Raw genomic sequence first — 22,681 nt, 5'->3', positions numbered from 1 at the left:
GACAAAAGGCCTGTGTAGGGGAGTCGCCAAGTTGGTTAAGGCACCGGATTTTGATTCCGGCATGCGAAGGTTCGAATCCTTCTTCCCCTGCCAAACATCTTCTTGCGTCATAGCAACCCACAGCACTGGGACGCACAATGCATTCACATCACTCAGATTTCATGGTCTTCACAGGCAATGCCAATGCTGGCATGGCCGAAGAGATTGTTAAGCACCTCGGTACCTCTCTTGGTGCTGCTGACGTTGGCCGCTTCTCCGATGGAGAAGTCGCGGTCGAGATCAAGCAGAACGTTCGCGCCCGCGACGTTTTCGTGGTTCAGTCCACCTGCGCTCCGACCAACGACAACCTGATGGAGTTGCTGGTCATGGTCGATGCCCTCAAGCGCGCATCGGCCGAGCGCATCTGCGCCGTGATCCCCTACTTCGGCTATGCCCGCCAGGATCGCCGCCCCCGCTCCAGCCGCGTGCCCATCACCGCCAAGGTGGTGGCCAACATGCTGCAGGCCGTAGGTGTCGAGCGCGTGCTGACCATGGACCTGCATGCCGATCAGATCCAGGGCTTCTTCGACATCCCCGTGGACAACATCTACGCCACCCCTGTGCTGCTGGGTGATCTGCGTCAGAAGAACTACGAAGACCTGATCGTCGTCTCCCCCGACGTTGGCGGTGTGGTGCGTGCTCGCGCCCTGGCCAAGGAGCTGGGTTGCGATCTGGCCATCATCGACAAGCGTCGCCCCAAGGCGAACGTGTCCGAAGTCATGCACGTGATCGGCGATATCGACGGCCGCAACTGCGTGATCATGGACGACATGATCGATACCGCCGGCACGCTGGTCAAGGCTGCCGAAGTGCTCAAGCAGCGCGGCGCCAAGAACGTGTACGCCTACTGCTCGCACCCCATCTTCTCGGGCCCGGCCCTGGAACGCATCGGCAACGGCAGCGCTCTGGACGAAGTGGTTGTGACCAACACCATTCCTCTGAGCCCCGCAGCCCAGCAATGCGGCAAGATTCGCCAGCTGTCTGTGGCGGGCCTCTTTGCCGAGACAATTCACCGCATTTCCACAGGCGATTCGGTGAGCAGTCTGTTTACCGCTTAAAATCTTTGGTTTTTCGGCCTTGAGCCCAAGCAAACCTCCTTCGGGAGGTTTGACTGTTTCGAGGCCACCGCAAGAATCCACGGCCTTGCTGCAAGGTGCAGATTCTTTTATCAATCGGGCGAGACTGGTCGCGGTCCGCCCATCTAGGAGTTAGTTATGCAATTCGTCGCTACTGAGCGCGCCAAGCAAGGTACGGGTGCGAGCCGCCGTCTGCGTCTGTCGGGCAAGACCCCCGGTATCGTTTACGGTGCTGGTGAAGCCCAACTGATCGAAATCGATCACAACGCCCTGTGGCACGCTGTGCACAAGGAAGCTTTCCACTCCAGCATCCTGGACATGGAAGTCAACGGTCAAGTGACCAAGGTCGTGCTGCGCGACGTGCAGTTCCACCCCTACAAGAAGCTGGTGCAACACATCGACTTCCAGCGCGTGGACGGCAACACCAAGCTGCACATGAACGTGCCCCTGCACTTCGAAGGCGCTGCTGAATCCCCCGCCGTGAAGGGCGAGAACTGCACCGTGACTCCTCTGATGCACGAGCTGCAAGTGATCTGCGAACCCGCAAACCTGCCCGAGTTCATCAAGGTGGACCTGAGCGCCCTGACTTCCAAGTCCGTGCTGGGCCTGCAAGCTCTGAAGCTGCCCAACGGCGTGAAGGCTGTGGTGCGTGGCGCCAACAAGAACCCTTCGCTGATCTCGATCAAGCTGCCCGAAGTGGCTCCTGCCGAAGGCGCTGCACCTGCTCCCGTAGCTGCTCCCGCCAAGAAGGGCAAGAAGTAATTCTTGTGACTTCGGTACGGCGGCTGCCGCTGTACTCCAAGAAAAGGCCCACCTCGGTGGGCTTTTTCTTTGGCCCATGCAGAACAGCCCCTGTCCGCCCAGCTTTGCTGGCAAGAAGATAATCGAGCAATGATCAAACTGTTTGTCGGCCTCGGCAACCCTGGCCCTGAATATGAAGACACCCGGCACAATGCCGGCTTCTGGTGGATCGATGCGCTGGCGCGCGAACTCAAGGTCAGTCTGGTTCCCGAACGCAGCTACTGGGGACTGATGGCCCGCACCAGCATCCACGGCCAGAACGTCTGGCTGCTGGAGCCGCAGACCTTCATGAATCTCTCGGGCAAGTCGGTCGGCGCACTGGCGCGCTTCTTCAAGATCCAGCCCGAGGAAATCCTGGTCGTGCATGACGAGCTGGACTTCGAGCCCGGCGTGGTCAAGCTCAAGCTCGGCGGCAGCCATGGCGGCCACAACGGCTTGCGCGACATCCATGCCCAGCTGGGTTCGCCCAGTTACTGGCGTCTGCGCGTGGGCATCGGCCACCCCGGCCACAAGGGCGAGGTCGCCAGCTGGGTGCTCAAAAAGCCGGCCCCCGACCAGCTCAAGCTGATCGAAGACGCCATCGCACATTCGCTCAAGGCCTGGCCCGATATGGTGGCCGGCCAGATGGACAAGGCCACTCTGGCCATCCACACCACCAAGGCACCACGCCCCAAGCCCCCCCGCAAGCCTGCGCCCGATGCCGCCCAGCCCGCTGCTGGCGAGGCCTGAACCCAAGGCAGAATGAAAAAATAGCTCCTGAATAAGGAGCTATTAGCGCTTGATATACAACGAATTCAGACTCAAAAAGCCTTAACTTTCTTTCTTGGCCTGCGTAAGCTGCTCATATTTCTTGAACAGCACCTCACGGCTTTCAATGTACTCGGGGTTCACCGGTATGCAGGCCACAGGGCAGATCTGCACGCACTGGGGCTCGTCAAAATGGCCCACGCACTCGGTGCACTTGTGCGGATCGATTTCGTAGAAATCCTCACCCATATAGATGGCATCGTTGGGGCACTCGGGCTCGCACACATCGCAGTTGATGCATTCATCGGTAATCATCAATGCCATGTGCCAGCTCCTGTGCAGTTCTCGGTATCGGCCCACATTATCCCAAGCTCCCCAAGACATGGCAGCGCCCGGGACAAAGCACCCCCCTCTCGGACGCGGCACAATTGCCGCTATGCTGCGCAGCACGCAAACCCTGCGTCTGAGCCCACTTCACGATGAAACAACGCCCCACGCCATGAGCATCTTCTTGCTCAAACGCCTGCTCACGCTGATCGCCACATTGATCGGTGCCTCCATCGTGGTTTTTGCCGTGCTGGAAGTCCTTCCCGGCGATGCAGCCCAGATGCTCATGGGCCCCGATGCCGAGCCTGAGGCCGTGGCAGCCATGGCGCAGCAACTGGGCCTGGACCAGCCCGCGCTGACGCGCTACTGGCAGTGGATAGCCGGCCTGCTGCACGGCGACATGGGCGACAGCTACGTCTATGGCTCGCCCGTGGCCGAGCTGGTCTGGGAACGCCTTGCGGTCACCGTGCCGCTGGCCATCATGGCCATGTGCATCACCGCCGTGCTGGCCATTGCTGCGGGCGTCTTTGCGGCCGCCAACCACAAGCGCTGGGGCGATGTGGGCCTCATGGGCCTGGCCCAGATCGGCATTGCCATCCCCAACTTCTGGTTTGCGATTCTTTTGATCCTGCTGTTCTCGGTGAAGCTGCAATGGTTCTCGGCAGGCGGCTTTCCGGGCTGGAGCGAGGAGGCCGGCGGCGGCTTCTGGCCTGCGCTGCAGGCATTGCTGCTGCCTGCTGTTGCGCTGGCCGTGGTGCAGGCCGCCATCCTGGCGCGCATCACCCGCTCTGCGGTGCTGGAGGTGCTGCGCGAGGACTTTGTACGCACCGCCCGCGCCAAGGGGCTGTCACGCAGTGCGGCGCTCTGGCGTCATGTGCTGCGCAACGCCATGATTCCCGTCATCACCGTCATGGGACTGCAGTTCGCCAACCTGCTGGCAGGCACCATCGTGGTGGAGAACGTGTTCTATCTGCCGGGCCTGGGCCGGCTGATCTTTCAATCCATCTCCAACCGCGATGTGATCGTGGTGCGCAACTGCGTGCTGCTGCTGGCCGCCATGGTGGTGGTGGTGAATTTTGTCGTCGACGTGCTTTATGCCGCCATCGACCCCCGCATCAAGGCCGGCGACATATGAGCAGGCAGACCGATACGCGCGCCAGCGCGGCCCACTACCCGACACGCGCCTTCACGCGTGCACAGCCCCAGGGCTTTGGCCGACGCGCCCTGCAGCACCGCAGCTTTGTGCTCGGCGCCCTGCTCACGACCTTGCTGATTGCCGCCGCACTGCTGTCTTTTGTCTGGACGCCGGGCTCGGCCTATGAAGTGGACATGGACGCCGCCCTGCAGGCCAGCAGCAGCCGGCACTGGCTGGGCACCGACGCCTTCGGGCGTGACACGGCCTCGCAGATTCTGGTCGGTGCGCGCGCCTCGATTGCCGTGGGCCTGATTGCCGTGGGCATAGGACTGGCGCTGGGCGTGCTGCTGGGCCTGATCGCCGCCGCACGCCGCGGCTGGGTGGAAGAAATCATCATGCGGCTGGCGGACTTCACCTTTGCCTTTCCAGCCCTGCTCTCGGCCATCATGCTCACAGCCGTGTTCGGAGCCGGCATGGTCAATGCCATCATTGCCATCGGCATCTTCAACATCCCCACCTTTGCGCGCATCACCCGCGCCTCGGCCAATGCCATCTGGGCCCGCGACTACGTGCTGGCCGCGCGCGCCTGCGGCAAAAGCCGCAGTGCCATCACGGTGCAGCATGTGCTGCCCAATATTGCTGCCGTGCTGGTCGTGCAGGCCACCATTCAGTTTGCGCTGGCCATTCTGGCCGAGGCCGCCCTATCCTATCTGGGGCTGGGCACGCAGCCGCCCCAGCCATCCTGGGGGCGCATGCTCAGCGAAGCCCAGACCCTGATGTTCCAGGCGCCGCTGCTGGCCGTCTGGCCCGGCCTGGCAATCGCCTTGTCGGTGCTGGGTCTGAACCTGCTGGGCGACGGTCTGCGCGACCTGCTGGACCCCCGACTGACACGCGAGCGCTAATGCGTAGGGATACCGACCATGGCTTTGCTTGAAGTCTCCAGCCTCACCATCAATTTGCAGACCCATCGCGGCCGGGCCCAAGCCGTGCGCGATGTGAGCTTCACGCTGGAGCGCGGTGCCACACTGGGCCTGATCGGCGAATCGGGCTGCGGCAAATCGCTGACGGCATTGGCGCTGATGGGCCTGCTGCCCGAGCACGCGCAAGTGGACGGCAGCATCCAGCTGGACGGCCAGGAGCTGCTGGGCCTGAGCGAGCGCCAGCTCTGCGCCCTGCGCGGCAACCGCATGGCCATGGTGTTTCAGGAGCCCATGAGCGCCCTCAACCCCGTGCACAGCATCAGCCGCCAGGTCGCAGAGCCGCTGCGGCTTCACCAGGGAATGAGCCGCGCCCAGGCCCGCGCCCGCGCCACCGAGCTGCTGGAGCGGGTGGGCATTGCGCAGGCCGCACAGCGGCTCGATGAATATCCGCACCAGTTCTCCGGCGGCCAGCGCCAGCGCATCATGATTGCCATGGCACTGGCCTGCGGTCCCGATCTGCTGGTGGCCGACGAGCCCACCACCGCTCTGGATGTGACGGTTCAGCAGCGCATTCTGGATCTGCTGCAGGAGCTGGTGGCCGAGCATTCCATGGCGCTGGTTCTCATCAGCCATGATCTGGGCGTGATTGCCCAGAATGCAGAGCAGCTGCTGGTCATGTATGGCGGCACCGTGGTCGAGTCCGGCATGACGGAAGCAGTGTTCGCCAGGCGCGCCCACCCCTATACGCGCCGCCTGTTTGCTGCACGCCCGCAACTGCACGCCACAGAAGGTACAGCCCATCTGCCCACCATTGCCGGAGCCGTGCCAGAGCTCGTGGACCTGCCCGCAGGCTGCCCGTTTGCGGGCCGCTGCGCCCACACCCAGGACGACTGCTATGTGCAGCGCCCCCAGCCTCGCACGCTGCACCAGCCCAGCGTGGCGGCACCGGCCTCTCTGGCTTCCTGGCGCAAGCCCCATATGGCACGCTGCCTGTATGAACAGGTGCTGACGGCAGGAGCCAAGACATGATCAAGCCGGCCGAAACTTCTGAAACAGGAACCAGCGGCGCAGTCTTGCTGAGGGTTAGCGGCCTGAAACGCGCCTATTCACGCCCTCGCACATCGCTGTGGCACAAGCCCGAGCCGCTGCAGGCACTGCGCGGCGTGAGCTTTGAATTGCCAGCGGGACAGAGCCTGGGCGTGGTCGGCGAATCGGGTTCCGGCAAGTCCACACTGGCGCGCCTGGTCATGGCGCTGGACCGTCCCAGCGAAGGCAGGGTGGAACTGCTGGGCCGCAATCTGCACCGCCTCTGCGAACAGGAACTGCGCGCCGCGCGGCGCGACTTCCAGATGGTGTTTCAGGACCCCTATGGATCGCTGGACCCACGCATGACAGTGGAAGCCATCGTCAGCGAGCCTTTGGGAACGACTCATGAAAAGCTCACTCGCCCTGTCAGACGCCAGCAGGTGATGAGCGTGCTTGACCAGGTGGGTCTGCGCGTACAGGACGCCGACAAATATCCGCACGAGTTCTCTGGCGGCCAACGCCAGCGCATTGCCATTGCCCGCGCTCTGATTACCCGCCCCCGCCTGATCGTGGCCGACGAGCCGGTCAGCGCGCTCGACGTCTCGGTGCAGGCCCAGGTGCTCAATCTCATGCAGGACTTGCAACGCGAGCTGGGCCTGTCCTATCTGTTCATCAGTCATGACCTGGCCGTGGTCCAGCATGTCTGCGATCAGGTCATCGTGCTCCATCAGGGTGAAGTGGTGGAGCGCGGCACACCGCGCAAGCTGTTCTCTGCCCCCGAGCACCCCTATACCCAGGCCTTGGTCAAGGCCGCACCGCGAGTCATCTGAACCGGTCCGGCAAACAGTTGTTCACACTCGCAGCAGCGATATGCTGTCGACCACAGCAAAGCCTGCCCCGACTGGTGTAAAAACGCATATGAAACAAGTCCGCTCCCCGCGATGACTTGCAGCGCTTTTGATGGCCCCACGCGGCCAGCCCCCCATCGGAGACTTTGTTGATGCTCAATCGCCGCTCCTTGCTGGCCAGCTCGGCTGCCAGCTTGCCCTTGTTCGCTGCCTGGCCTGCCATGGCCCAGGCCAAGAAAGACAGCGTCACGCTGGCCATGACGCTGGAGCCACCAGGACTGGACCCCACGGCCGGGGCTGCCTCCTCGATTGCCGAAGTCGTGCTCTACAACGTGTTTGAGACGCTGACCAAGATCAACTCCGACGGCAGCGTCTCGCCTCTGCTGGCCGAAAGCTGGGAAGTCTCGTCCGATCTCAAGACCTACACCTTTCGCCTGCGCAAGGATGTGAAGTTCCACAACGGCGAGCCCTTCAACGCTGCCGCCGTCAAGTTCTCGTTCGACCGCGCAGCCGCCGACAAAAGCACCAACAAGGACAAGCGCACCTTTGCCAATCTGAGCACCAAGGTTGCCGACGAGCACACGGTGGTGCTGACCAACCAGGAGATCGATCCCGACTTTCTGTTCATGATGGGTCAGGCCACTTCCATCATCGTGGAGCCCAAGAGCGCTACCACCAACGCCAGCAAGCCCGTGGGCACCGGCCCCTACAAGCTTGCGGCCTGGGCCAAGGGTGCCTCGGTCACGCTGACTGCCTGGCCCGAATATCGCTCGGCACAGAGCATTCGCATCAAGCGTGCCGTGTTCCGCTTCATTCCCGACCCTGCGGCACAAGTGGCAGCCCTGCTGGCCGGCGATGTCGATGCCTTCCCGCGCGTCTCGCCGCGCAGCGTGCCTCAGTTCAAAGCCAATGCCCGCTTTCAGGTGGTGGTGAGCAACTCTCGCGCCAAGACCATTCTGGCCATCAACAATGCGCGAAAGCCGCTCAGCGATATTCGCGTGCGCCGTGCCATTGCCGCCGCCATCGATCGCAAGGCCGTGATTGCCGGTGCCGCCGATGGCTATGGCGTGCCCATCGGCAGCTACTATGTGCCCACCGCCTTTGGCTATGTGGACACCACGGGCATCAACCCCTTTGACCTGGAAAAAGCCAAGGCCCTGATGGCTGAAGCAGGCGTCAAGACCCCGCTGACGCTGACCATGACGCTGCCGCCAGCGCCCTATGCGCGCCAAGGCGGTGAGCTGATTGCAGCCCAGCTGGCCAAGATCGGTATCCAGCTCAAGCTGCAGAATGTGGAATGGGCACAGTGGCTGTCGGGCACCTACACCAACAAGAACTACGACCTGACCATCATTTCGCATGTGGAGCCGTTTGATCTGGGCAACTTTGCCAAGCCCGATTACTACTGGGGCTACCAGTCCCAGGAATTCAACGAACTTTTCGACAAGATCAAGCACACACCGCGCCCCGCCGACCGCGCACGCCTGCTTGGCGATGCACAGCGCCTGCTGGCGCATGATTCGGTACACGGCTTTCTCTACACCCCGCAGTGGGTGACCGTGGCGAACCAGAGGCTGCGCGGGCTGTGGAAGGACATGCCGGTGTTTGTCAATGACTTGTCTGCCCTATCCTGGGGCTAGAGCATCCCCCTGAGGCGCTACGCGCCTTCCCCCAGCCGTGCGCCCCCTGTCTCTAAGTGCTGCGCACCATGGGAGGGGGGTCGGCAGCAGCCTCGCTGCGGGGCGGTTGGGGCCGCCCAGGCCTTGCTCGCTGCCTTTGCTGGGGCGCGCCAGTGTGAAGAGTGTTTGCCTCTAGCGCTGCACCATCACAAGACGAAGTGCGAGCGCACCGAAGACGGTGGCAGCGATGCGGTTAAGCCAGCGCTGGGCGCGGGCGGAGCGCTGCAGGATCTGGCCAAAGAGCCCAGAGAAACAGGCAATAGAGCCAAAGACCAGCCAGGCTGCCGCCATGAAGACGCTGCCCAGCACCATGATCTGCACTGGCACGCTGCCGCGAGCAGGGTCGGTGAACTGGGGCAAAAAGGCCAGAAAGAAAATCAGCACCTTGGGGTTGCTCAGGTTCATGACCACGCCTTTGCCCACCCAGCCCATGGCGGAGCGCAGAGTCAACACATCGCGCTGCTCCTGCGCCCTGGCACTTTCTTCCACGCTGACGGGCGCATGCCATGCGCCCCAGGCCAGATAGACCAGATAGGCGGCGCCGCAGAGCTTGAGCGCCGTGAACAGCATGGGCGATGTCGCCACCACGGCCGCCAGCCCCAGCGCCACGGCGGCCGTATGCCCGACAATGCCCAGACACAGGCCCAGCACGACGCACAGCCCCACGCGCCAGCCGCGCTGGGCCGATTGCACCAGTACAAACAGATTGTCGGGGCCGGGGCTCAGGCCCAGCAGCAGGGCCACGCCAAAGAATGTGATCAGGACTTCCCAAGTCGGCATTGTCAGCTCTCTTCAAAAAAAATGGCAGCGTGCGATTCAACGGCAAAGCCTGCAGGCCCGCCTGGGCCGGCCGCCCGCTTCAACCCAGGCCCAGCGCCGTCACGCCCAGGGCAATCATGACGGCCCCTGCAATGCGCAGGGCGCGGTCGCCCTCGCCCAGCAGCCTGCCGCCGATCAGGGCCGCGAACAGCATGGACACCTCGCGCGCAGGAGCGACGTGAGAGATGGGTGCGCTTTGCACCGCATAGAGCACCAGCACATAGGCAATCGGGCTGAAGAAGGCCACCAAGGCCGCATGGCGCCATTGCAGACGCCACAGGCGCTTGGTCTCGGACCAATCCTTGACGGCCAGCGGGGCCAGAATCACCAGGCGGATCAGGTTGCCCACATAGTCCACCAGAATTGGCGACATCAGCAGCACCTTGACGGCATAGCTGTCCACCACCGTATAGCTGGCAATGAACATGCCCGTCAGCAGGCCATAGTAGAGACCCGCGAGCACACGCTGGCGCGCCTCGGCGTTCTGCCCTTCGCGGATGGTGATGATCATCCGCGGGCCGCCCGCAATCAGGAACACGCCCAGCACTACGCCCGCAATGCCGGCAGCCCCCAGCGTGGAGATCTGCTCCCCCAAGAACATCACCGCCACCAGCGATGAGATCAACGGCCCGCTGCCGCGCGCCAGCGGATAGACCACCGTCAGGTCGGCCACGCGATAGCCGCGCAGCAGCACCACGAAATAAGCCACATGCAGCACGGCGCTGGCGGTGACGAACGCCCACTCCATCCAGCCCCAGAGCGGCACCACATCCTTGCCCAGCCACCAGCCCAGCGGCAGCCAGATGATGGCGTTGCAGATGGCGGTGTAGAGCGAGAAGCGGGCGTCTCCACCCGCCTTCTTGGCCACGATGTTCCAGCCCGAATGGATCAGGCCGGCCAGGATGATGAGAGTGAACGCTTGCAGGGACATAGGAGCCGGAAATGCAAAAGGCCGCGCGACGCGCAGCCTTTTGAAAAGAAAAGTTCAGTTGCTCATCTGGCCGAGTATGACCGACACCTCATGAAACTGGCGCCAGCCGTCAGAGGGATGCCGAGCAAGAGCCGCCTCGCAGCGAGGGCATCGTCCCCCTTGGGGGAAGGCGCGCAGCGACTCAGGGGGGATCATTTACTTTCGAGCCGCTATGAGCGAGAGGAATTCGCGGCGCAGTTCGGAGTTGGTGAGGAATGCGCCGCGCATGACGGAGTTCAGCATTTTGGAATCCATCTCGCGCACGCCGCGCCAGGACATGCAGAAATGCGAGGCTTCCATGACCACGGCCAGCCCGTCGGGTCGGGTCTTGTCCATGATCAGGTCGGCCAGCTGGATGATGGCCTCTTCCTGGATCTGCGGGCGACCCATGATCCAGTCCACCAGACGCGCGTACTTGGACAGACCGATGACATTGGTGTTCTTGTTGGGCAGCACGCCGACCCAGATCTTGCCGATCACGGGACACAGGTGGTGGCTGCAGGCGCTGCGCACGGTGATCGGGCCGACGATCATCAGCTCGTTCAGATGCTCGGCGTTGGGAAATTCGGTGATGGCCGGCTGATGCACATAACGGCCACGGAACACTTCGTTCACATACATCTTGGCCACACGGCGGGCCGTGGCGCGCGTGTTGTGGTCATGCACGGTGTCGATGACCATGGAGTCGAGCACGCCCTGCATCTTCTCCTGCACCTCGTCCAGCAGCTTCTCCAGCTCGCCGGGCTCAATGAATTCGGCAATGTTGTCGTTGGCGTGAAAACGTTTGTTAGCTGCCTGCAACCGCTCGCGGATCTTGACCGAAACGGGTGTTCCTTCGGCTGAGTGGTCTTTTTTCATGTCGGCGAGATCTCTGAACATTCAAGAATGGTACCAGTGAATCAACTTCCCGAAGCCACAAAGGATTTGCCGTCCAGATGCACGTTTACAAGGCTTTGGAAGCTATGGTTTCAGGAGCAATCTCAAAATAGGCATGCACCCGAGCAGAGACAGCGAGCAAGCGCCGCCGCGCGGCGAGGCTGTCGCGCCTTCAAGAGCCGCGAGAGAGGCAAAGGCGCGGGGCCGCCCGGGCAAAGCGGCTCAGGGCGCTACAGCTTGAACTCTGCGATCAGCGGCAGATGATCCGACATGCGCCACCAGATACGCCCCTTGGGCACCTGCAGCCCCAGCGGGGTCAGGCCGCGCACATAGATATGGTCGAGCTGCGCAATCGGCAGCCGCGAGGGATAGGTCAGAATGCCCTGCGTTTCCTCGTACTCGAACAGGCCAAAGCCCGCCAGCATGCGCTTGATCTGGTTGCCCCAGTCGTTGAAGTCGCCCGCCACCACCAGCGGCGCATTGGGCGGCACCTCGCGCTCGATGAAGCGCTGCAGCAGTGCAATCTGGCGGATGCGGCTGCCCGGAATCAGGCCCAGGTGCACGACGATGGAGTGCACGCGCCGGCCGTGGATGTCCAGCTCCACATGCAGCAGGCCGCGCTGCTCGAAGCGATGGTCCGAGATGTCCTCGTGCTGGTAGCCGATCACGGGCCAGCGGCTGAGCAGCGCATTGCCATGCTCGCCGTCCCGGGTGTAGGCATTGGTCAGATAGACGGACTCATAGCCTTCGGGAGCCAGGTACTCGGCCTGCGGCACATTGGGCCAGCGGTCGAAATACTGCTCCTCCTTGCGGTTCATCTTGCGCACTTCCTGCAGGCAGACGATGTCCGCATCAAGCTGCTCCACCGCGAGTCCCAGATTGTGAATCTCCAGCCGCCTGGCAGGGCCCAGGCCCTGCACACCCTTGTGAATGTTGTAGGTGGCCACGCGCAGGATCTGCGGCTCTGGCGGCGTAAACAACTGAACTTCAGACATAGGCACTGATGGTTTCAAGGCTGTTGCCGGCAGCGGCGCTCGATCAGCGCCGGCTCGAAGCGCGGCAACAGCAAAATGGCTTCTGCGTTGGAAGAAGAAAAGCAGCGCTGGGCTGCCTCACGCCAATCATGCCAATCATGTGCGGTGTGCTCCCTGGGATTCAAGTGCACGGTCATGTGAAGTGGCACACGAAGGCCGAAGACACGCTCCTGGTTATGGCTGACGCCCGGCGCGTAACGATGCAGCCACTGTGGATAGATGGCGTAGACGTTCTCGAGTTCCCAGTCGCTCAGGCAGCAGTCGGGCGCCAGCGCGTCGATGCCGGTTTCCTCCAGCACCTCGCGCACGGCGGTTTCATGCCAGTCCTCGTCCAGGCTGTCCTTGCTGCCCGTGACGGATTGCCAGAATGGCTCGCCCTCTGGCGCGGCAATGCTGCGGCGCAGCAGCAACACCTGCCCGTCTTCACGGTAGATCACGACCAGCACGGACTGCGGAATCTTGTAGGGCCTGACTTGCATCGCACCATATTAGCGCGGCCAGGATGACAGCAGGCTGAGTCGCCCTGCTGCTTGATAGCCATCAATATTTATAGCTGTAACCGCTTGCTATTCCTTAAATTCAGATTGAAAAGCATCTGCATTTCAAGATTGACGGGCGCAAGCAGCTCCTGATTTCAAAGCAACAAAAAAGCGCCAGCCGCTGTCGCGAACTGGCGCCCGGTGTGAACAGCGACCGGCGCTGTTCACGGGGAGCTTGGCAATCAAGCCTCGGTGGTGACCACCATGGGGTTGCGCAGCTTGATGTGCAGCTCGCGCAGTTGCTTCTCGTCCACGGGCGAGGGAGCCTGGGTCAGCAGATCCTGGGCGCGCTGTGTCTTGGGGAAGGCAATCACGTCGCGGATGGAGTCGGAGCCGGTCATCAGCGTGATCAGACGATCCAGGCCGAAGGCCAGGCCGCCGTGGGGAGGTGCGCCGTACTGCAGCGCGTCCAGCAGGTAGCCGAACTTGGCCCGCTGGTCTTCCGGGCTGATGTTCAAGGCAGCGAATACCTTGGCCTGCACGTCGGCGCGGTGGATACGCACCGAGCCGCCGCCCAGCTCCCAGCCGTTCAGGACCATGTCGTAGGCCTTGGCAATGCACTTGCCGGGGTCGGTGTCCATCAGGTCTTCGTGACCGTCCTTGGGCGAGGTGAAGGGGTGGTGCACGGCCACCCAGCGGCCGGATTCCTCGTCATGCTCGAACATGGGGAAGTCCACCACCCACAGCGGTGCCCACTTGTCTTCGAACAGGCCGCTCTTCTTGCCGAATTCGCTGTGACCGACCTTCAGGCGCAGGGCACCGATGGAGTCGTTGACGATCTTTTCCTTGTCAGCACCGAAGAAGATGAGGTCGCCATCCTGCGCGCCGGTGCGCTTGAGGATTTCGGCAATCGCTGCATCATGCAGGTTCTTGACGATGGGCGACTGCAGGCCTTCGCGACCCTGGGCCACTTCGTTGACCTTGATCCAGGCCAGACCCTTGGCACCGTAGATCTTGACGAACTCGGTGTAGCCGTCGATCTCGCCGCGCGAGATGGCTGCACCGCCGGGAACGCGCAGGGCCACGACACGGCCGCCCTTGGTGGTGGCGGGGGTGGAGAAGACCTTGAAGTCCACATCGCCCATGATGTCGGTCAGCTCGGTGAATTCGAGCTTGACGCGCAGGTCGGGCTTGTCCGAGCCGAAGCGGAAGGCCGCGTCCTGGTAGCTCATGATGGGGAAATCGCCCAGATCCACGTTCAGCTGGGTCTGGAACACTTCCTTGATCATGCGCTGGAAGATGGCGCGGATTTCCTCTTCGTTCAGGAAGGAGGTTTCGCAGTCGATCTGCGTGAATTCGGGCTGACGGTCAGCGCGCAGGTCTTCGTCGCGGAAGCACTTGGTGATCTGGTAGTAGCGGTCGAAACCCGAGACCATCAGCATCTGCTTGTACAGCTGAGGCGACTGGGGCAGAGCGAAGAATTCACCGTCATGCACACGCGAGGGCACCAGGTAGTCACGGGCGCCTTCGGGCGTGGACTTGCCCAGCATGGGGGTCTCGATGTCGATGAAGCCTTCCTTGTCGAGGAAGTTGCGCACCTGGATGGCGGTCTTGTAACGCAGCATCATGTTGCGCTGCATCACGGGACGACGCAGATCCATCACGCGATTCGTGAGGCGCACGGTTTCCGACAGGTTGTCGTCGTCCAGCTGGAAAGGAGGCGTGACGGAAGCGTTGAGCACGTTGAGCTCATGGCACAGCACTTCGATCTGGCCGCTCTTGAGCTTGTCGTTGGTGGTGCCGGCGGGACGCGCACGCACCACACCCTTGACCTGCACGCAGAACTCGTTGCGCACGTCTTCGGCCACCTTGAACATCTCGGCGCGGTCGGGATCGCAGACCACCTGCACATAGCCTTCGCGGTCGCGCAGGTCGATGAAGATCACACCACCATGGTCACGGCGGCGGTTCACCCAGCCGCACAGGGTCACGGTTTCGCCCATTTGGGCTTCGGTCACCAGACCGCAGTATTGAGAACGCATTGCCATGAAAATTCTTCCTGCACCTTAGGGGTGCGACAAGGTTGTTTGTTTGGAGTCTTCGATCAGGGAGAGGTCTGGCGGAGCCACCACGCCCATCGAAACAATGTATTTGAGCGCCGTATCCACACTCATTTCCAGCTCGATGCATTCGCTCTTGCGCACCAGCACGAAGTAACCCCCGGTGGGGTTGGGCGTGGTGGGCACGAAGACGCTCACATATTCATCGCGCAGCAAGGCCGCCACTTCGCCGCTGGGCTGGCCGGTGACGAAGGCCACGGTCCATACGCCCTCGCGCGGCCACTGCACCAGCACCGCCGTGCGAAAAGCGTTGCCGCTGTCGGAGAACACGGTGTCCGAGACCTGCTTGACGCTGGAATAGATGGAACGCACCACGGGAATGCGGCGCACCAGCGCATCACCCCAGCCCACCAGCTTGCGGCCGATGAAATTGCTGGCAATGCCGCCCACGAGCAGCAAAATCAGCAAGGTCAGAATAACGCCAAAGCCCGGAATATGCATGCCCAGCAATCTGTCGGGCTGCCAGGCCTCGGGAAGAATGGCCAGCGTCTGATCCAGCGTCCCGATGATCCAGTTGAGCACGCCCAGCGTGATCACCAGGGGAACGATGACCAGCAAACCGGCAATCAGCCACTTGCGCAATGCAGACATAGTGTGGACAAGCCTCAGGAATTGGCGGGTGCAGGGGGTGCAGGAGCGGCAGCTGCTGCGGGTGCAGGGGCTGCGGCACTGTCACTGGATGAAGAAGTGCTTGCAGCCGGCTTGCTGCCGCTGTTCTTGAAGTCCGTGGCATACCAGCCAGAACCCTTGAGCTGAAAGCCCGGAGCGGTAAGCTGCTTAGAAAAGGCCTCGGCCCCGCAGGCTGGGCACACGGTCAGCGGCGCGTCCGAGATTTTCTGCAGCACATCCTTGGCGTGACCGCAGGAGCCACACTTGTATGCATAGATAGGCATAGCGCTAAAAACGGGGGAAGTGCAAAAACTCTCAATTATAGGCGCCGCCCCCGGTTTTGCTGCGCTGCGCAAGCAAGCCCCGCTGCAGCCGGTTTGCTCTCTCAGGCCTTGATCTCGGCCAAGGACTCGATTTCACGGTGGTGGTTGCTGATCCACTGCGGCAGCAGCGAACCTGCCAGCATGCCGGTAACCGCAGCCAAAAGACCAGCCAGCTGCTGTGGAAAAGCCTGGTTGAGCGCGGGCGTGACCATGAAGATGAGCCACACACCGATGCCCAGCGCCACGGCGCTGATGGCGCCCTGGGTAGTGGCCCTCTTCCAGTACAGGCCGAACACCAGCGGCACGAAGGCCCCCACCAGCGGCACCTGATAGGCACTGGCGACCAGCTCATAGATGGGCGTGCCTTGCATGACGATCGAATAGCCCAGCACGCAGGCCGCGAACACCAGCACGCTGATGCGCATGGTCCTGAGATTGTCCTTGTCCGAGGTGTAGGGGCGGAACTGACGCCAGATGTTCTCGGTAAAGGTCACGCTGGGGGCCAGCAAGGTGGCCGACGCACAGGACTTGATGGCCGAGAGCAGCGCACCGAAGAACAGCACCTGCATGGCAAACGGCATCTTGTCCATCACCAGGGTGGGCAGCACCTTCTGCGGATCATCGGCCAGCAAAGCCGTGGCTTCGGCGGGCATGATGATCAGCGCACTGGCCACCAGGAACATGGGCACGAAGGCAAAGATCACATAGCAGGCACCGCCGATGATGGTGCCGCGCACGGCCGATTTTTCGGTGTCTGCCGACATCACGCGCTGAAAGATGTCCTGCTGCGGAATCGAGCCCAGCATCATGGTCACGGCAGCACCGATGAAGAAAACGATTTCATGCAGCGAGGGCTCTGGCAGAAACTTGAAGAGATCCCGGCTGGTGGCCAGATCGACCACCTTGCCCGCGCCGCCCGCCATGTCACCGGCAAAGAAGGCCAGTATCAGCAGGCCTGCAACCAAGATGATCATCTGCACGAAATCCGTCACGGCCACGGACCACATGCCGCCAAACAGCGTATAGACCAGCACGGAGAGCACGCCAATCGTCATGCCCATGGGAATACTGACGGCCCCGCCCGAGAGCAGGTTGAACACCAGGCCCAGCGCCGTGACCTGGGCCGAGACCCAGCCCAGATAGCTGAGCATGATGATCAGCGAGCAGACAACCTCGATGGTCCGGCCATAGCGCGAGCGGTAGTAGTCGCTGATGGTCAGCAGGTTCATGCGGTAGAGCTTGGCCGCGAAAAAGCACCCGACCAGAATCAGGCACATGCCCGCGCCAAACGGATCCTCCACCAGCGCATGCAGACCGCCCTCGATGAACTTGGCAGGCACGCCCAGCACCAGCTCGGACCCGAACCAGGTCGCAAAGGTGGTGGTGATGATCATGTAGAGCGGCAGATGACGGCCGGCAATGGCGAAATCCGCCGTGTTCTTCACGCGTCTGGCGGCCCACAGGCCGATGCCGATGGTCACAAACAGGTAGACGATCACCAATGAGAGCAGCACGCTGGCACTCCTCGAACTCTAAAGAAGGGGAAAGCTCAGAAGCGGATGCGCAGCAGAACCTGCAACACCACCAGCCCGATGACGAAACCGATGCCGCCGCAAAGGATGGCCTGCAGCAGACGGTTGGTCGTTTTCTGCTGCTGCAGCAGCTCTTTGAGCAGGGCCTCGCTGTCGTTGCCGGAGCCATGCCTGGACAGATACTGGTGCAGCACGCGTGGAATGTCGGGCAGGATCTTGGCGTAGCGCGGCGCCTGTGCCTGCAGCTCATGCCATAGGCGCTGCGGCCCCATCTGGTCCAGCATCCATTTCTCGAGAAACGGCTTGGCCGTGCTCCACAGATCGAGGTTGGGGTCGAGCTGACGCCCCAGGCCTTCGATATTGAGCAGCGTCTTTTGCAGCAGCACCAGCTGGGGCTGAATCTCGACCTGGAAACGGCGCGAGGTCTGGAACAGGCGCATCAGCACCATGCCCAGCGAGATTTCGGCCAGCGGCCGGTCGAAATAAGGCTCGCAGACGGCGCGAATGGCCGCCTCCAGCTCCTCGACGCGCGTCGTGGCCGGCACCCAGCCGCTTTCCACATGCAAGGCGGCAACACGCTTGTAGTCGCGGCGAAAGAAGGCCAGGAAGTTCTGCGCCAGATATTCCTTGTCGAACTCGGTCAGCGTGCCGACGATGCCGAAGTCCAGCGAGATATAGCGCCCGAAGGTATCGGGCTCCAGGCTGACCATGATGTTGCCCGGGTGCATGTCGGCATGAAAGAAGCCGTCGCGGAACACCTGGGTGAAGAAGATGGTCACGCCATCGCGCGCCAGCTTGGGGATGTCCACGCCGGCTTCGCGCAGGCGCTCGACCTGGCTGATGGGCACACCCTTCATGCGCTCCATCACCATCACATCGGTGTGGCAGTAATCCCAGTAGATCTCGGGGATCAGCACCAGATCCAGCCCATCCATATTGCGGCGCAGTTGCGCGGCATTGGAGGCTTCGCGGATCAGGTCCAGCTCGTCGTGCAGATAGTTGTCGAACTCGGCAACGACTTCCTTGGGCTTGAGGCGCTTGCCATCGCGGGAGAGCTTTTCCAGCCAGCTCGCCATCATGTGCATCAGCGCCAGGTCTTTGTCGATCACGGACTTCATGCCCGGACGCAACACCTTGACGGCCACCTCATGCTCAACACCCGCCTTGTCGCGAATCACGGCAAAGTGCACTTGCGCAATCGAGGCACTGGCCACGGGCTGACGCTCGAAGCTGATGAAGATCTGCTCCAGCGGCTTGCGAAAGGAACGCTCGATGGTGTCCACCGCGATTTGCGAATCGAACGGCGGCACGCGATCCTGCAGCTTGGCCAGTTCCTCGGCCACATCGGGCGGCATCAGGTCGCTGCGCGTGGACAGCACCTGACCGAACTTCACGAAGATGGGACCGAGCTCCTCCAGCGCTTCGCGCAGGCGCACGCCACGTGGCTTGTCCAGCTTGCGCCCGAAGGTCAGCACGCCGCGCAAGCTGCGCAGGCGCGGATGCGGAATCCCGGAGAGCACCAGCTCGTCGAGTCCATAACGAAACACCACCCAGAGGATGGCCCAGCCTCGCAGAAAGCGGCTCATGGCTGTGTGTAATCGGCTCCGGGCATGGCTGCCACGGGTACCGTGCTGACAGGATGGGCCACATCGGCAGCAGAGGCAGACTTGCTGCCCATGCGTGCGCCGACGAACTGACGCAGCCCCTGTGCTGCCGTGCGTGCAACCTTGCCAATGGTGTGGGCCGGCACATCGCCGATCAGGCGAGCCAGATCTTCCTCCACATCCCACTTGACGTTATCCACCAGCCAATTGATCTCGGCGGCGAACTGCACATCGCCTTCGATGCGAATGCTGGGCTTGTCGCCACGCAAGGCCGTCTGGGCCAGCGACAAAGGAGAGGTCTCGGTGACTTCCAGCATCAGATCGGGCGCGGCATCGGCAGGAGCCACGTCGAACAGGCCAGCAGGAGTGACCAGCAAGGCGACCGAATACTGGCGCCATTGCACACGCGCAATACGCCCCTTCTGGCGCACGAGGCGATCCGTGGCCTCTTTTTCCTGCATCAGCACATGATTGAGGAAAAGCACCAGACGCTGGTGCATTTCACTCACCAGCCATTCAGGAGCTTGGGGACCGGCCATCACGCGTTCGACGAGACCGCCCAGAAAAGAAAAAGGGGACTGTGTTGCCATAGTCCCCGATTATTCATGAATTTGATTCCCCCCTGTGGAGCTTTGCGCCTTCCCCCTGAGTGGGACGGCACCATCGCTGGGGGGCAGCCCCGGCTTGGAGCCCCTCGCGCGGACCGCGAGTGAATCCAAACCTGCTGCGCTTATTGCAGGGCTTGCACGCCAGCCACCAGCCAGCCGCTGTTGCCGCTCTTGGGCTTGGTCATGTTCCAGACTTCACGGAAGGGGCTGGGGCCTGCCGATGCCTCTTCGCGGATCATGCCGGAGAACTCGACGCTGGCCATATAGCCATTGCCCAGGTCTTCGATGCCCAGCAGCTGCGCATCGATCATCAACACATCGGTGTGGTTGGGCTCGCCCGCGCGCTGCGTCTCGCGCTCGGACAGCTGGCCGCGGATTTCCGCGAGCATCTCGTCGGTCATCATGGAGCGCAAAGTGGTGATGTCGGAACGATCCCAGGCCGACTGCAGCGTCACGAAGTTGCGCTTGGCTGCGGTGAGAAAGCCTTCGGCATCGAAGTCTGCAGGCACGCCCCAGTTCTGCGAACCCGACAGGGCAGAGCCGATCATGGAGCCGCCAGCAGCAGCTGCTGCGGCTTCGGGAATATGGTTCTGCTCCCAAGGACGAGCCGACGCGTCATTGCCCACTTTTTCAGGGTTGTACTGGCGTGCCTGAGGGGCATTCACATCACCGCCCAGATTGCCTGCGCCCTGAAAGGCGAATGGACTGCTAGCGCTCTGCACGGCAGGCGCTGCCTTGCGACGGCGCATGATCATGCCGACCACCACCATGATCACCATGGCCAGCAGACCGAACATCAGCATATTGGCAAAGGCTTCGCCCATGCCCAGCGAGTTGGCCAGCCAGGCCAGGCCCAGGCCTGCGGCCAGGCCGCCCAGCATGGCGCCCCATGGCTTCTTGGGGGCAGCAGCCGGAGCCGCTGCAGGCGGAGCAGCACGGTTTTGCTGCGCCGCATTTTGCTGCGGAGCCTGCTGGGCAGGAGCACGAGACGCTTCGCGTTGAGTGACGTTACCCGACTGCTTGCCGAACGATGAGCCACCGCCCATGCGTTTTGCATCGGCCTGTCCATGTGCCACCACCAGCATCGCCACCAAAGCGATTGACCAAAGTTTCTTCATCTCATCTCCCTTCTTATAGAAAGTCGCTACAAATCTGCGCACAGGGCGCACTTAACACTTGATTCCCACATGCAAGGCACAGACGCCTCCTGTCATGTTGTGATAGTCCACATGGCCAAAGCCGCATTGCTGCATCAGGGCCTTGAGCTCCTTCTGGCCTGGGTGCATGCGGATGGACTCAGCCAGATAGCGATAGCTTTCGGCGTCGCCGGCAATCATCTTGCCCATGGTCGGCAAAATCTTGAACGAGTACCAGTCATAGACTTTCTCCAGCGGTTTGGCCACCTTGGAAAACTCCAGCACCAGCAGCTTGCCGCCGGGGCGCAGCACGCGGTTCATTTCCTTGAGCGCTGCATCCTTGTGCGTCATATTGCGCAGGCCGAAGGCGACGCTGACCAGATCGAAATAGTTGTCGGGGAAGGGCAGCTTTTCCGCATCGCAGACCAGCGTGGGCAGGATCACACCCTTGTCGGTCAGACGATCACGCCCCACGCGCAGCATGGCTTCATTGATGTCGGTGTGCACCACCTGACCGCTGGCGCCCACCTTCTTGGAAAAAGCCAGGGACAGATCGCCTGTGCCGCCCGCGATGTCCAGCGCCTTGTCGCCTTCCTTGAGGTTGGCCACCATCAGCGTGTAAGCCTTCCAGGCGCGGTGCAGCCCACCCGACATCACGTCGTTCATGACGTCGTACTTGGACGCCACGGAGTCGAACACACCGCGTACGCGCGATGCCTTCTCGCTTTCATCAACAGTCTGGAATCCGAAGTGTGTGGAGCTCATAACAAAGAATGCTAAGCAGGCAGTGCTTGCGCGTACAGCGACAACCCCGTATAGCTACAGGCTTTGAAGCACTATGGTTTTTGGAAAGAATTCGCCTTGAGCGCTTATTTCATGCGCGCTTAAAGCTATTGTAAATATAGCACCAGCCTCAATAACCCTGTGCCGTACGCATGGGCTATGTGGCGTGTACGGGACGTTGCTGCCGGCTTTTGAGCCGACATTCAAGCCCCTGACAGTCAAAGCTCAATGCACGCTGCAGCCATGACCGCCTGCGCCCTTCTCGGGCATGGGCGTATCGCGATCCATCCCGGCCTCTTCCAGGCGCTGCTGATATTGCTGCCACAGAGCATCTTGCTGGCTGCCCAGCTGGTAGAGGTATTCCCAGGTGTACAGACCGCTTTCGTGCCCATCGCTGAAGAACGGCTTGATGGCGTAGTTGCCCACCGGCTCGATGGTGTTGATGCCCACATCGCGCTTGCCGGTCTGCAGCACTTCCTGGCCCGGGCCATGACCTTGCACCTCGGCCGAGGGAGAGTACACGCGCAGCAACTCGAACGGAATGCGGAAAGTCTTGCCGTCCGAATAAGAGACCTCCAGCACGCGTGATGCACCATGCACGGTCAGCGACTGAGGGGTGGGAGTGTTGGCTTGCAGACCTGCCATGGTTTTCTCCTAATCAATGCATAAAAGGGCAGCCTCAAGCTGCCCTTTGAATCTCCCGAGGGAGATGAAAAACATCACGCGGCCCAGAGGGCCAACGCCTTTTGTAGCACTTCATCCACCTGCGGCAGCTGGCGGGCAATCTGGGCTTCGCGCTCTTCATCGCGCTTGCGCTGGGCCGCAGCCCAGACCGAGGCGGGAAAGTGGCTGTCCCAGTCATAGCGCGCAATCACATGCCAGTGCAGATGCGCCACCATGTTACCGAGAGCCGCCAGGTTGATCTTGGTCGGGGCCAGTTGCTCGCGCAGCACACGCTCGACCAGAGCCACGGCATCCATGCAGACAATGCGATCCGTCGCGCTCAGCTCCGAGAATTCGGCCGCATGGTCATTCCAGACCACGCGATAGAAGGCCGGAAAGCCAGCTTCCGCTGCACGGATCACGCGCAGCTTGTCGCCGCGCCAGACCAGCGCACCGCCATCGGTTGCACACAGAGGACAGTTTTCAACCAACATCTGAAATCTCCATTGCAATGCTTCTTACCCACA

The 22,681-nt window shown here is 61.9% G+C and carries 24 protein-coding genes and 1 tRNA gene; 9 read left to right on the top strand and 16 right to left on the bottom strand.

The genetic code is table 11. The features are described from left to right. Nucleotides 1–16: 16 nt before the first annotated feature. The 4 genes from AC1RTQ_RS06290 to pth all read left to right on the top strand — a co-directional run bounded on the left by AC1RTQ_RS06290 (nucleotide 17) and on the right by pth (nucleotide 2,645). Nucleotides 17–93, top strand: a tRNA-Gln gene (locus AC1RTQ_RS06290). 44 nt (nucleotides 94–137) lie between these two features. After that, the gene (locus AC1RTQ_RS06285) at nucleotides 138–1,097 is read left to right on the top strand and encodes a ribose-phosphate pyrophosphokinase (RefSeq protein ID WP_003066035.1); all 960 of its coding nucleotides are present in this window, start codon (nucleotides 138–140) and stop codon (nucleotides 1,095–1,097) included. A gap of 156 nt (nucleotides 1,098–1,253) precedes the next feature. Beyond that, complete coding sequence (locus AC1RTQ_RS06280; protein WP_492874726.1) at nucleotides 1,254–1,877, top strand: 50S ribosomal protein L25/general stress protein Ctc; 624 nt, start codon at nucleotides 1,254–1,256, stop codon at nucleotides 1,875–1,877. A 129-nt stretch (nucleotides 1,878–2,006) separates the two neighbouring features. Further along, nucleotides 2,007–2,645, top strand: a complete 639-nt coding sequence (pth, locus tag AC1RTQ_RS06275) for an aminoacyl-tRNA hydrolase (protein WP_492874725.1) — start codon at nucleotides 2,007–2,009, stop codon at nucleotides 2,643–2,645. Between the two features lie 81 nt (nucleotides 2,646–2,726). Here the strand turns inward: pth and AC1RTQ_RS06270 are convergent, their stop codons facing one another. Beyond that, nucleotides 2,727–2,987 (bottom strand): YfhL family 4Fe-4S dicluster ferredoxin, encoded by a 261-nt coding sequence (locus AC1RTQ_RS06270; protein ID WP_302092142.1) that lies wholly within the window; start codon nucleotides 2,985–2,987, stop codon nucleotides 2,727–2,729. Between the two features lie 175 nt (nucleotides 2,988–3,162). On the opposite strand from AC1RTQ_RS06270, the gene AC1RTQ_RS06265 reads away from it, so the two are divergent. The 5 genes from AC1RTQ_RS06265 to AC1RTQ_RS06245 all read left to right on the top strand — a co-directional run bounded on the left by AC1RTQ_RS06265 (nucleotide 3,163) and on the right by AC1RTQ_RS06245 (nucleotide 8,559). Then, nucleotides 3,163–4,125, top strand: a complete 963-nt coding sequence (locus AC1RTQ_RS06265; protein ID WP_304349959.1) for an ABC transporter permease — start codon at nucleotides 3,163–3,165, stop codon at nucleotides 4,123–4,125. Further along, nucleotides 4,122–5,027 (top strand): ABC transporter permease, encoded by a 906-nt coding sequence (locus tag AC1RTQ_RS06260; RefSeq protein ID WP_492874724.1) that lies wholly within the window; start codon nucleotides 4,122–4,124, stop codon nucleotides 5,025–5,027. Before AC1RTQ_RS06265 ends, AC1RTQ_RS06260 begins: the two co-directional genes overlap by 4 nt. Before the next feature lie 18 nt (nucleotides 5,028–5,045). Next, nucleotides 5,046–6,074 carry an ABC transporter ATP-binding protein gene (locus tag AC1RTQ_RS06255; RefSeq protein WP_492874723.1) on the top strand — a complete coding sequence of 343 codons (1,029 nt, stop codon included), beginning with the start codon at nucleotides 5,046–5,048 and terminating at the stop codon, nucleotides 6,072–6,074. Continuing rightward, a complete protein-coding gene (locus AC1RTQ_RS06250) occupies nucleotides 6,071–6,901 on the top strand; it encodes an ATP-binding cassette domain-containing protein (RefSeq protein ID WP_492874722.1) in 831 nt (276 codons plus the stop codon). Before AC1RTQ_RS06255 ends, AC1RTQ_RS06250 begins: the two co-directional genes overlap by 4 nt. Before the next feature lie 170 nt (nucleotides 6,902–7,071). Further along, nucleotides 7,072–8,559, top strand: coding sequence for an ABC transporter substrate-binding protein (locus AC1RTQ_RS06245; RefSeq protein ID WP_492874721.1), 1,488 nt, complete (start codon nucleotides 7,072–7,074; stop codon nucleotides 8,557–8,559). 171 nt (nucleotides 8,560–8,730) lie between these two features. Here AC1RTQ_RS06245 and AC1RTQ_RS06240 read toward each other — a convergent pair whose 3' ends face one another. The 15 genes from AC1RTQ_RS06240 to AC1RTQ_RS06170 form a co-directional block, all read right to left on the bottom strand. Further along, entirely contained in the window at nucleotides 8,731–9,378 is a 648-nt protein-coding gene (locus AC1RTQ_RS06240) for a LysE family translocator (RefSeq protein WP_409813924.1), read from the bottom strand. 79 nt (nucleotides 9,379–9,457) lie between these two features. Further along, on the bottom strand, nucleotides 9,458–10,348 hold the full coding sequence (locus AC1RTQ_RS06235) for an EamA family transporter (RefSeq protein ID WP_492874720.1): 891 nt from the start codon (nucleotides 10,346–10,348) through the stop codon (nucleotides 9,458–9,460). A 195-nt stretch (nucleotides 10,349–10,543) separates the two neighbouring features. Further along, nucleotides 10,544–11,266, bottom strand: coding sequence for a GTP cyclohydrolase I (folE, locus tag AC1RTQ_RS06230; protein ID WP_302092150.1), 723 nt, complete (start codon nucleotides 11,264–11,266; stop codon nucleotides 10,544–10,546). Between the two features lie 227 nt (nucleotides 11,267–11,493). Beyond that, a complete protein-coding gene (locus AC1RTQ_RS06225) occupies nucleotides 11,494–12,258 on the bottom strand; it encodes an endonuclease/exonuclease/phosphatase family protein (RefSeq protein ID WP_302092151.1) in 765 nt (254 codons plus the stop codon). Between the two features lie 14 nt (nucleotides 12,259–12,272). Continuing rightward, nucleotides 12,273–12,776: a dihydroneopterin triphosphate diphosphatase gene (nudB, locus tag AC1RTQ_RS06220; RefSeq protein ID WP_302092152.1), complete on the bottom strand. Its 504-nt coding sequence runs from the start codon at nucleotides 12,774–12,776 to the stop codon at nucleotides 12,273–12,275. 242 nt (nucleotides 12,777–13,018) lie between these two features. Then, the gene (gene aspS, locus AC1RTQ_RS06215; RefSeq protein ID WP_302092153.1) at nucleotides 13,019–14,824 is read right to left on the bottom strand and encodes an aspartate--tRNA ligase; all 1,806 of its coding nucleotides are present in this window, start codon (nucleotides 14,822–14,824) and stop codon (nucleotides 13,019–13,021) included. A gap of 18 nt (nucleotides 14,825–14,842) precedes the next feature. Next, on the bottom strand, nucleotides 14,843–15,487 hold the full coding sequence (locus AC1RTQ_RS06210) for a DUF502 domain-containing protein (protein WP_302092154.1): 645 nt from the start codon (nucleotides 15,485–15,487) through the stop codon (nucleotides 14,843–14,845). Nucleotides 15,488–15,501: 14 nt separating this feature from the next. Further along, a complete protein-coding gene (locus AC1RTQ_RS06205; RefSeq protein WP_302092155.1) occupies nucleotides 15,502–15,789 on the bottom strand; it encodes an FmdB family zinc ribbon protein in 288 nt (95 codons plus the stop codon). A 101-nt stretch (nucleotides 15,790–15,890) separates the two neighbouring features. Continuing rightward, nucleotides 15,891–17,342 carry a high affinity choline transporter 1 gene (locus AC1RTQ_RS06200; RefSeq protein WP_492874719.1) on the bottom strand — a complete coding sequence of 484 codons (1,452 nt, stop codon included), beginning with the start codon at nucleotides 17,340–17,342 and terminating at the stop codon, nucleotides 15,891–15,893. Nucleotides 17,343–17,377: 35 nt separating this feature from the next. Beyond that, a complete protein-coding gene (gene ubiB / locus AC1RTQ_RS06195) occupies nucleotides 17,378–18,946 on the bottom strand; it encodes a ubiquinone biosynthesis regulatory protein kinase UbiB (protein ID WP_326999410.1) in 1,569 nt (522 codons plus the stop codon). Then, nucleotides 18,943–19,554, bottom strand: a complete 612-nt coding sequence (locus AC1RTQ_RS06190) for a hypothetical protein (protein ID WP_302092158.1) — start codon at nucleotides 19,552–19,554, stop codon at nucleotides 18,943–18,945. Before AC1RTQ_RS06190 ends, ubiB begins: the two co-directional genes overlap by 4 nt. A gap of 140 nt (nucleotides 19,555–19,694) precedes the next feature. After that, nucleotides 19,695–20,690 carry a Tim44 domain-containing protein gene (locus AC1RTQ_RS06185; protein WP_492874718.1) on the bottom strand — a complete coding sequence of 332 codons (996 nt, stop codon included), beginning with the start codon at nucleotides 20,688–20,690 and terminating at the stop codon, nucleotides 19,695–19,697. Nucleotides 20,691–20,741: 51 nt separating this feature from the next. Beyond that, on the bottom strand, nucleotides 20,742–21,473 hold the full coding sequence (gene ubiE, locus AC1RTQ_RS06180; RefSeq protein WP_003065997.1) for a bifunctional demethylmenaquinone methyltransferase/2-methoxy-6-polyprenyl-1,4-benzoquinol methylase UbiE: 732 nt from the start codon (nucleotides 21,471–21,473) through the stop codon (nucleotides 20,742–20,744). 243 nt (nucleotides 21,474–21,716) lie between these two features. After that, on the bottom strand, nucleotides 21,717–22,136 hold the full coding sequence (locus tag AC1RTQ_RS06175; protein WP_302092161.1) for a gamma-butyrobetaine hydroxylase family protein: 420 nt from the start codon (nucleotides 22,134–22,136) through the stop codon (nucleotides 21,717–21,719). 74 nt (nucleotides 22,137–22,210) lie between these two features. After that, nucleotides 22,211–22,648, bottom strand: coding sequence for an HIT family protein (locus AC1RTQ_RS06170; RefSeq protein ID WP_492874717.1), 438 nt, complete (start codon nucleotides 22,646–22,648; stop codon nucleotides 22,211–22,213). Between the last annotated feature and the right edge of the window lie 33 nt (nucleotides 22,649–22,681).

Source organism: Comamonas sp. GW821-FHT11H03 (assembly GCF_058807955.1).
This window is presented reverse-complemented; position numbering and strand designations above follow the sequence as displayed.

Excerpts from the sequence above, each read along its gene's own strand:
- AC1RTQ_RS06175 (WP_302092161.1), bottom strand. The coding sequence starts at position 22,136 with ATGGCAGGTCTGCAAGCCAACACTCCCACCCCTCAGTCGCTGACCGTG.
- AC1RTQ_RS06225 (WP_302092151.1), bottom strand. The coding sequence starts at position 12,258 with ATGTCTGAAGTTCAGTTGTTTACGCCGCCAGAGCCGCAGATCCTGCGC.
- AC1RTQ_RS06270 (WP_302092142.1), bottom strand. The coding sequence starts at position 2,987 with ATGGCATTGATGATTACCGATGAATGCATCAACTGCGATGTGTGCGAG.
- AC1RTQ_RS06250 (WP_492874722.1), top strand. The coding sequence starts at position 6,071 with ATGATCAAGCCGGCCGAAACTTCTGAAACAGGAACCAGCGGCGCAGTC.
- aspS (WP_302092153.1), bottom strand. The coding sequence starts at position 14,824 with ATGGCAATGCGTTCTCAATACTGCGGTCTGGTGACCGAAGCCCAAATG.
- nudB (WP_302092152.1), bottom strand. The coding sequence starts at position 12,776 with ATGCAAGTCAGGCCCTACAAGATTCCGCAGTCCGTGCTGGTCGTGATC.
- AC1RTQ_RS06260 (WP_492874724.1), top strand. The coding sequence starts at position 4,122 with ATGAGCAGGCAGACCGATACGCGCGCCAGCGCGGCCCACTACCCGACA.
- AC1RTQ_RS06190 (WP_302092158.1), bottom strand. The coding sequence starts at position 19,554 with ATGGCAACACAGTCCCCTTTTTCTTTTCTGGGCGGTCTCGTCGAACGC.
- AC1RTQ_RS06235 (WP_492874720.1), bottom strand. The coding sequence starts at position 10,348 with ATGTCCCTGCAAGCGTTCACTCTCATCATCCTGGCCGGCCTGATCCAT.
- folE (WP_302092150.1), bottom strand. The coding sequence starts at position 11,266 with ATGTTCAGAGATCTCGCCGACATGAAAAAAGACCACTCAGCCGAAGGA.
- AC1RTQ_RS06285 (WP_003066035.1), top strand. The coding sequence starts at position 138 with ATGCATTCACATCACTCAGATTTCATGGTCTTCACAGGCAATGCCAAT.
- AC1RTQ_RS06245 (WP_492874721.1), top strand. The coding sequence starts at position 7,072 with ATGCTCAATCGCCGCTCCTTGCTGGCCAGCTCGGCTGCCAGCTTGCCC.
- ubiB (WP_326999410.1), bottom strand. The coding sequence starts at position 18,946 with ATGAGCCGCTTTCTGCGAGGCTGGGCCATCCTCTGGGTGGTGTTTCGT.
- AC1RTQ_RS06255 (WP_492874723.1), top strand. The coding sequence starts at position 5,046 with ATGGCTTTGCTTGAAGTCTCCAGCCTCACCATCAATTTGCAGACCCAT.
- AC1RTQ_RS06265 (WP_304349959.1), top strand. The coding sequence starts at position 3,163 with ATGAGCATCTTCTTGCTCAAACGCCTGCTCACGCTGATCGCCACATTG.
- AC1RTQ_RS06205 (WP_302092155.1), bottom strand. The coding sequence starts at position 15,789 with ATGCCTATCTATGCATACAAGTGTGGCTCCTGCGGTCACGCCAAGGAT.
- ubiE (WP_003065997.1), bottom strand. The coding sequence starts at position 21,473 with ATGAGCTCCACACACTTCGGATTCCAGACTGTTGATGAAAGCGAGAAG.
- pth (WP_492874725.1), top strand. The coding sequence starts at position 2,007 with ATGATCAAACTGTTTGTCGGCCTCGGCAACCCTGGCCCTGAATATGAA.
- AC1RTQ_RS06170 (WP_492874717.1), bottom strand. The coding sequence starts at position 22,648 with ATGTTGGTTGAAAACTGTCCTCTGTGTGCAACCGATGGCGGTGCGCTG.
- AC1RTQ_RS06185 (WP_492874718.1), bottom strand. The coding sequence starts at position 20,690 with ATGAAGAAACTTTGGTCAATCGCTTTGGTGGCGATGCTGGTGGTGGCA.
- AC1RTQ_RS06210 (WP_302092154.1), bottom strand. The coding sequence starts at position 15,487 with ATGTCTGCATTGCGCAAGTGGCTGATTGCCGGTTTGCTGGTCATCGTT.
- AC1RTQ_RS06240 (WP_409813924.1), bottom strand. The coding sequence starts at position 9,378 with ATGCCGACTTGGGAAGTCCTGATCACATTCTTTGGCGTGGCCCTGCTG.
- AC1RTQ_RS06280 (WP_492874726.1), top strand. The coding sequence starts at position 1,254 with ATGCAATTCGTCGCTACTGAGCGCGCCAAGCAAGGTACGGGTGCGAGC.